The organism is Bacillus sp. AP50 (genome assembly GCF_040492675.1).
Taxonomy (GTDB): Bacteria; Bacillota; Bacilli; order Bacillales; family Bacillaceae_G; genus Bacillus_A; species Bacillus_A cereus.
Genome location: NZ_JBEUTW010000072.1, coordinates 1 through 7,792 on the forward strand (window position 1 = coordinate 1; position 7,792 = coordinate 7,792).

Below are 7,792 nucleotides of genomic sequence, written 5' to 3' on the forward strand. Positions count from 1 at the left end.
ATGTATGTGTTGTTAATGAGAGGAAAGAGTGTATTGCGTAACGAATATAACGTAATTTTACCGCATGGAAAAGCTAAATGTAGTATATAAGTGAAATGGAATGAGGGGATTTATTTTTTGATATGAAAAAAATTTTCTTTTTATAACTTGATAAATGAAAAAATATTTTATATACTAATTCATGTAAACGGTTTACTAAATCGTATTTTGCTAGAAATGAAGGGAAGATTCGCATGGAAACAAGGGGGAGAGTAATCGGGATTGATATCGGTACCACAAGTACAAAAACGGTTGTGTTCACAGAAAAAGGAAAAGTCATTGCATCACATGCAATCGATTACCCAATTATTCAACCGAATGTAGGATGGGCTGAGCAAGATCCTGATGTAATATGTGCCGCTGTATACAAAAGTGTAAGCGTTGCCATTGAAAAAGGTAATGTATTACCAGAAGATATTTCTTCAATCGGTATTAGTACAGCTATGCACGCATTAATTGCAGTAGATGAAAATGGTGCGCCATTAACGCGTTCTATCATTTGGGCAGATAATCGAAGTACGAAGCAATCAGAAAAATTATTACAACAAATGAATGGGCATGAAATTTATAGACGTACAGGTACACCGATTCATCCGATGTCACCACTTTCTAAATTGTTATGGATGAAAGAAGAGGAACCAGAGTTATATACAAGTGCCTATAAATTCATTTCCATTAAAGAGTATGTGATTTACCAATTATTTTCACGCTACGTAGTTGATTATTCGATTGCTTCTGCTACGGGGTTATTTAATTTAGAAACATTAAACTGGGATAAAAATGTTTTAACTATGTTACATATGTCACCAGAAAAATTATCAACCCCTGTACCAACTACATATATTTTATCAGGTATGAAGCCAGAATTAGCACAGAAGATGGGGATAAGTGCAGAAACACCAATTGTCATCGGAGCAAGTGATGGGGTTCTTGCAAATGTAGGAGTTGGTGCGATATCACCGGGTGCGGCTGCAATTACGATTGGAACGAGTGGTGCGGTTCGAACAATCTCATCAAATATAAATACAGATGAGAAAGGGAGAACGTTTTGTTACGCATTAACAGATGAGCACTGGGTAATCGGTGGTCCAACGAATAACGGCGGAATATTACTGAGATGGTTACGTGATGAATTTGGTAGTCCAGAGCAAGAAGTAGCAAGAAAGCTCGGCATTGATCCTTATGATTTATTAATTAAATATGCAGAAAGCGTACCAGCTGGAGCGGATGGGCTATTGTTCTTACCTTTCTTATCTGGAGAACGCGCACCTTACTGGAATGCAAATGCTCGTGGTACATTCTTTGGAATCAATCTTCAACATAAGCGAGAACATTTTATACGTGCAGTGATGGAAGGTGTTTGTATGAGTGTATATTCAGTAGCACTCGCAATCAGGGATTGTACAGGGCCACTTACTGAAATACGAGTTTCAGGAGGGTTTGCAAAATCTGCATTTTGGAGACAAATGTTGTCCGATATGATGGGAAAAGAATTGCTTGTACCTGAAAGTCATGAAGCATCTGCGCTTGGGGCAGCGGCAGTTGCTTTGTATGCTGTAGGAAAAATTGATTCTCTTGAAGAGGTAAAGGATTGGATTGATATTGTCCATCATCATGTACCGAATAAAGAAAATACGGCTATATATTTAGAAATGTTTTATATGTATGAACGACTTTACAATCGCTTGAAGGAAGAATTTGATTGTATAGCTGCTTTCCAACGTAAAAAATAGGGGGATTGGGAGAAATGGTAGTTGGGATCGTACTAGCGGCAGTTGTCATACTACTTTTACTTATTACGGTAGTAAAATGGCATCCATTTGTCGCATTAATTTTAACAGCAATTGGTGTAGGATTAGCAATGGGAATGCCTTTAATTGGAACTTCACCAAAAGATCCAGGAATTATTGATTCTATTAAACTAGGACTTGGTAATACGTTAGGATTTTTAGCAATAGTTTTAGCACTAGGAACGATGCTTGGAAAAATGATGGCCGAATCTGGTGGTGCTGAACGTATCGCTAACACATTAATTAATCGTTTTGGGAAGAAACGAGTTCACTGGGCGATGATGTTCGTTGCATTTTTAGTAGGGATTCCGGTATTTTTCCAAGTTGGATTTGTACTATTAATTCCGTTAGTATTTACAATTGCATTAGAAACAGGGGTATCACTTATTACAATCGGTATCCCGCTAGTAGCAGGACTATCCGTTGTGCACGGACTAGTGCCGCCGCATCCAGCGGCAATGGCGGCAGTTGGTATTTTTAAAGCAGATGTAGGGAAGACAATTTTATATGCATTAATTGTCGGACTTCCAACTGCAATTATTTCAGGTCCACTTTACGGGAAATGGATTGGTGCTCGTATACATAAGGAAGTACCATTAGATATAGCGGAGCAATTTATTGAAAAAGATAATAAAAAAGAGCTTCCAAGCTTTGGGAATACATTGTTTACAATTTTACTTCCAGTATTTCTTATGCTTGGTGCATCAATAGCAGAAGTTGCATTAAATAAAACGAGTCAACTAGCACAAGTATTACACTTTATTGGAGATCCGATTGTCGCTTTATTAATTGCAACCATTTACTCTTTCTTTAGTCTTGGATATGCAAAAGGTTTCTCAAAAGATAAAGTGTTACAATTTACAAATGATTGCCTTGGACCTATTGCAAACATATTGTTAGTTATTGGTGCAGGCGGCGCATTTAATAAAGTACTATTAGATTCTGGAATTGGAACGACAATTGCAGATATGGCGAAAGAATCACATATTTCACCGATATTATTAGGGTGGGGAATTGCGGCACTTATTCGAATTGCAACTGGATCGGCAACTGTTTCTATGATGACAGCAGCTGGTATTGTTGCGCCGATTGCAGCAAGCACACCAGGTGTAAATGTTGAATTATTAGCACTTGCAACTGGTGCAGGGTCATTAATTTTATCACACGTGAATGATTCAGGATTTTGGATGATTAAAGAGTATTTCGGAATGACTGTGAAAGAAACATTATTAACATGGACTGCAATGGAGACTATATTATCTGTAGTAGCACTTGGGCTAATTTCGATATTAAATATATTTGTATAGAATAGGAGATTGATTAATATGAAACTAGGTTTAATTGGATTAGGAAAAATGGGATTCCCATTAGCTGAACACTTATATGAAGACAAGCATGAAGTAGTTGTATACGATGTAAATAAAGAGCTTGTTGAAAAGGCAGGAAAACTAGGAATTACTGCACGTCATACATTAAAAGAAATGATCGCTGAACTAGAAGCTCCTCGTACAATTTGGGTAATGGTGCCTGCAGGAGAAGTTGTAGAGTCAGTACTAAAAGATGTTTATCCGTTATTAGATGAAGGTGATATCGTTATTGAAGGCGGAAATTCATTCTATAAAGATACGTTACGCCGTGCTGAAGAAGCAAAAAGCTTCGGATTACATTATATAGATATCGGTACATCAGGCGGTGTAGAAGGAGCTAGATACGGTGCTTGCTTAATGGTTGGTGGAGAAAAAGAAATTTACGACCAATTAGAACCTTTATTTAAAGATTTAGCAGTAGAAAATGGCTATTCTTATGCTGGCCGTGTTGGTAGTGGTCATTTCTTAAAAATGGTTCATAACGGTATTGAGTACGGCATGATGCAAGCAATCGCTGAAGGATTTGAAGTACTAGATAAGAGTGACTTTGATTTCAATTATGAAGATGTTGCAAAAGTATGGGCGAATGGATCAGTTATCCGTGGTTGGTTAATGGACTTAACTGAAAAAGCATTTGCAGAAGATCCGAAACTAGATGGCATTAAAGGTGTAATGAACTCTTCAGGAGAAGGAAAATGGACTGTTGAAACTGCACTTGAACTTCAAGCTGCAGCACCAGTAATCGCTATGTCATTATTTATGCGCTATCGTTCTCAGGAAGATGATACATTCCATGGAAAAGTAGTTTCAGCACTACGTAATCAGTTCGGTGGACATGAAGTTGTGAAAAAATAAGGATGTTTTTGAAAAGAAACTTGTGCATAAGCGCAAGTTTCTTTTTTATAGTTTAAGAAATTACTAATTTAAAAATACCAATCAATCATCGTTTTTTTGTCACAAATGACAATAACCTCCTCTTAGACTTTGAAATGTACGGATTCCCGCATTATGTTTTTTTGTATTGATTGTATCAAATATAAAGCGCTGCATGAAATATATCTCAACATAAAAGTAAGAATAAATAAAATGAAGTTTTCATAAATAGTAAAAGGGTGCTTATGTCATCAGTATAGCTAAGAAATGTTGTTACATATGAGAAGAGCGTGTTAATAAAATATGAGGTGGTTAAATGGGAAATGAGCAAGTGAAGTCTGTAAAGGAAGAAAAAAAGTTATGTCTTTGTATGATCGTCAAAAATGAGTCTAGAATTATGGAAAGATGTTTAAATGCAACAAAATCAATTGTAGACTTTGTTTCTATTTGTGATACTGGATCGACGGATAATACGCCTGAAATTATTGAAAATTGGTGTAAGGAAAATGAGATACCTGGGACGGTTCATCATGAGCCGTTTAAAAACTTTGGTTATAACAGAAGCTTAGCTGTTTCGTTAGCGCAAAAAACATACCCAGAAGCAGATTATTTGTTAATATTAGATGCGGATATGATTTTAGAGGTTGATCCGAATTTCGATAAAACGAGCTTAACGGAAGATCATTATCTTACATTACAATATGATGTTCATATTAAATATTGGCTTACACGTCTTTTAAAAGCTTCTTTACCATGGAAATCTGTCGGTGTTACTCATGAGTATTGGGATATAGATCGTTCAAAAGTTGGAGCGAATTACAATACGAGGGTAGCTCGGTTAGAGACTCTTGTCGTGAATGATCCCGGAGATGGCGGGAGCAAAGCTGATAAATTTGAAAGAGATGAGAGGTTGTTGTTACAGGGAATAAACGACCCAGAAACAACGCCAGATTTGCATATAAGATATTTATTTTATTTAGCTCAGACTTATTTTCATTTAAGTCAATTTGAGAATTCAATTAAATGGTATAAAAAACGAGTGGAAGCAGGAGGATGGGTTGAAGAGGTATTCTATTCGTTATTGCGAATAGGATTTTGTTATGAGCAGTTAGCAAATCGTTCAGCAAATAAACAAAATGAAGTGACAGATGCTGATGAAAAAGAAACTGTTAAAGGGCAAGAAGAGCAATATTTAGCATTAGCTGTTTTTTATTTTCAAAAAGCTTGGGAATATAGACCAACCCGGGCTGAACCATTATACCAACTTGCAAGGTTGTATCGATTACGATCTCAAAACAATATTGCTTTGATGTATGCTCTGCAAGGGAAGGAAATTCCTTTTCCAAAGGATGATCTACTATTTGTAGATTATCATGTGTATGATTACTTATTTGACTATGAAATTTCTATTAGTGCTTTCTATATACCTCATAAAAAACATTTAGGGGCGGTGTCGCAAAAGTATTTGGAATCGATAAAAGAAAAGATTCCATTTCATATAGCAAATATAGTAGAGAATAATGCGAAATTTTATTAAATACATTTTCGATTAAAGGAGTAGTGGAGTAATCATGGAATTAATGCGATGGGCGATTGAACTAGGAGAATCGGTGCATGGAAATACGTATGAAGAATTGATGCCACTACTAGACTATTATTATGATCGTGATCATTTAAAAGCGTATTGTATCGCAAATCTTCTTTTAAACATGGATGTATTAGATGAGGACCGGGAAAGAATCGAATTAAGAAGATGCATCGCTGCTTATTATGCTGGATTATATAAAGTAGCAAGAAAACATGCAAATGAGTTGGTACTTAAACATCCAGATGTAGATTTATATAAAAATAATTTAAGATTAATGGAAGTTTATTTGAATAAAGAATATGATTATTGTCTTTTTATATGCCCAAAGACATACGGTAGTTTCATAGATGTTGCGCGAGCTTTAAAGTGGCGGTTGGAGCAGGAGGGAAATACAGTAATTATATCAGAAACAATACTGGAAAATGCAAAGAATACAGTTGTTTTTGGAGCACATACATACGCATATAACCCGAATCTTCTTCCGAAAGATGCAATTATTTATAATTTAGAACAGCTATACGAAGGAAGTCCATATGCGCATCCTCTTTATTTAATATTATTAAAAGATAGAGTGATTTGGGATTATAGTAAACAAAATATAGAATGGCTTCAACAAAAAGGGGTAGGAAAAGAAATAAAACATGTAGAAATGAACTATGCTCCAACTTTGGAAATAAAAAAAGATGCGTTTGAAGATGAGATTATTGAAGATATTGATATTCTGTTTATAGGTGCTCTTAATCCGAGGCGACAAGCTATTTTTGATCATCTAAAAGCGATTGCCCCGAATTTAAATATAGTTTTTAAAAATAATGCGTGGGGAATTGTTAGAAATGAATTGATTGCTAGAGCTAAAATTATATTAAATATTCATTTTTACTTATCAGGAATTCTTGAAACACCTCGCGTGTCTTATGCAGTCGCGAATAAGAAATTTATTATTTCCGAAAATAGTAATCCAGAAGATGAGGTAGAGTGGCCAGGAATTGTATTTACTCCGTACGAAAAAATAATTGAAAACGTAATGAAATATATAGAATTACCAGAAGAACGGAAAAGATTAGCGGAAAAGGCATATAATTATTTTGAAGCAAATGAAAGTTTAGGTACATTGAGCATGAGAGATGAAACAAAGTAATTGTACGAAACTCATACGAAAGTATGAGTTCTTTTTTGTTTATCATACTATTTTATGAAACAAGTTAACTCTTTATATTGTATTTTGTATAGAAATTTCTGATAATATATAAGTAGAACTTGAAAACAAAGGGGAGAAATAATCATGAAACTAGTCGTTATTAACGGTACACCAAGAAAATTTGGTAGAACTCGCGTGGTGGCAAAATATATTGCGGATCAATTTGAAGGGGAATTATATGATTTAGCAATTGAGGAGTTACCTTTATACAATGGAGAAGAGTCGCAACGTGATTTAGAGGCAGTAAAAAAATTAAAAACGTTAGTGAAAGCTGCGGATGGGGTTGTATTATGTACACCAGAATATCATAATGCGATGAGCGGTGCGCTGAAAAACTCTTTAGATTACTTAAGTAGTAGTGAATTTATTCATAAACCAGTTGCATTGTTAGCGGTTGCTGGTGGCGGTAAAGGTGGAATAAATGCATTAAACAGCATGCGAACGGTCGCTAGAGGTGTTTATGCAAATGCAATTCCAAAACAAGTTGTGCTTGATGGATTACATGTGCAAGATGGTGAACTTGGGGAAGATGCAAAACCATTAATTCATGATGTAGTTAAAGAATTAAAAGCATATATGAGCGTATATAAAGAGGTGAAAAAACAACTAGGAGTGGAGTGATATGTCCTCACTTTATCATGATTCTCGTTTGTATTACATTCTAGGAGCCAATAGTCTATCTGCTATTGGTTCCGGAATTGTTATGATAACGATTCCTTGGCTGTTAATTAAAGAGAGTGGAGGAGAGACAACATTTGGTTATGTTTCTATCATTGCAACCCTCATTATGTTTTTATTAACACCATTCATTGGGCAAAGTATTGATCGTTTTTCAAGAAAATCTTTATTGCTATGTAACGAAGGAATCGGAATAGCCGTAATCGGAATAATGGTTATATGGGGATTTGCTGGGCAACCTTATCATTCTATTCACTAT

6 protein-coding genes and 2 pseudogenes are annotated in these 7,792 nt (G+C 35.4%); 7 read left to right on the forward strand and 1 reads right to left on the reverse strand.

The annotated features are described in order from the left end of the window. Positions 1 to 233: 233 nt before the first annotated feature. Genes gntK through gnd form a run of 3 tightly spaced genes read left to right on the forward strand, consistent with a single transcriptional unit; the run spans position 234 to position 4,051 of the window. A complete protein-coding gene (gene gntK, locus ABWK52_RS07180; RefSeq protein ID WP_098294982.1) occupies positions 234 to 1,772 on the forward strand; it encodes a gluconokinase in 1,539 nt (512 codons plus the stop codon). A gap of 14 nt (positions 1,773 to 1,786) precedes the next feature. Then, on the forward strand, positions 1,787 to 3,136 hold the full coding sequence (locus tag ABWK52_RS07185; RefSeq protein ID WP_000260202.1) for a GntP family permease: 1,350 nt from the start codon (positions 1,787 to 1,789) through the stop codon (positions 3,134 to 3,136). An 18-nt stretch (positions 3,137 to 3,154) separates the two neighbouring features. After that, positions 3,155 to 4,051, forward strand: coding sequence for a phosphogluconate dehydrogenase (NAD(+)-dependent, decarboxylating) (gnd, locus tag ABWK52_RS07190; RefSeq protein ID WP_016109906.1), 897 nt, complete (start codon positions 3,155 to 3,157; stop codon positions 4,049 to 4,051). Positions 4,052 to 4,162: 111 nt separating this feature from the next. Here the strand turns inward: gnd and ABWK52_RS07195 are convergent. Then, a pseudogene (locus tag ABWK52_RS07195) lies at positions 4,163 to 4,246 on the reverse strand (DUF2711 domain-containing protein); the annotation flags it as partial. A gap of 139 nt (positions 4,247 to 4,385) precedes the next feature. Between ABWK52_RS07195 and ABWK52_RS07200 the strand changes: the two are divergent. The 4 genes and pseudogenes from ABWK52_RS07200 to ABWK52_RS07215 form a co-directional block, all read left to right on the forward strand. Further along, positions 4,386 to 5,606 carry a glycosyltransferase gene (locus ABWK52_RS07200; protein ID WP_000526219.1) on the forward strand — a complete coding sequence of 407 codons (1,221 nt, stop codon included), beginning with the start codon at positions 4,386 to 4,388 and terminating at the stop codon, positions 5,604 to 5,606. Positions 5,607 to 5,640: 34 nt separating this feature from the next. Next, positions 5,641 to 6,795, forward strand: coding sequence for a DNA-binding protein (locus ABWK52_RS07205; RefSeq protein WP_098294981.1), 1,155 nt, complete (start codon positions 5,641 to 5,643; stop codon positions 6,793 to 6,795). Positions 6,796 to 6,939: 144 nt separating this feature from the next. Beyond that, the gene (locus ABWK52_RS07210; protein ID WP_000780355.1) at positions 6,940 to 7,476 is read left to right on the forward strand and encodes an NADPH-dependent FMN reductase; all 537 of its coding nucleotides are present in this window, start codon (positions 6,940 to 6,942) and stop codon (positions 7,474 to 7,476) included. A 1-nt stretch (position 7,477) separates the two neighbouring features. Then, positions 7,478 to 7,792 (forward strand): annotated as a pseudogene (locus ABWK52_RS07215) (MFS transporter); the annotation flags it as partial.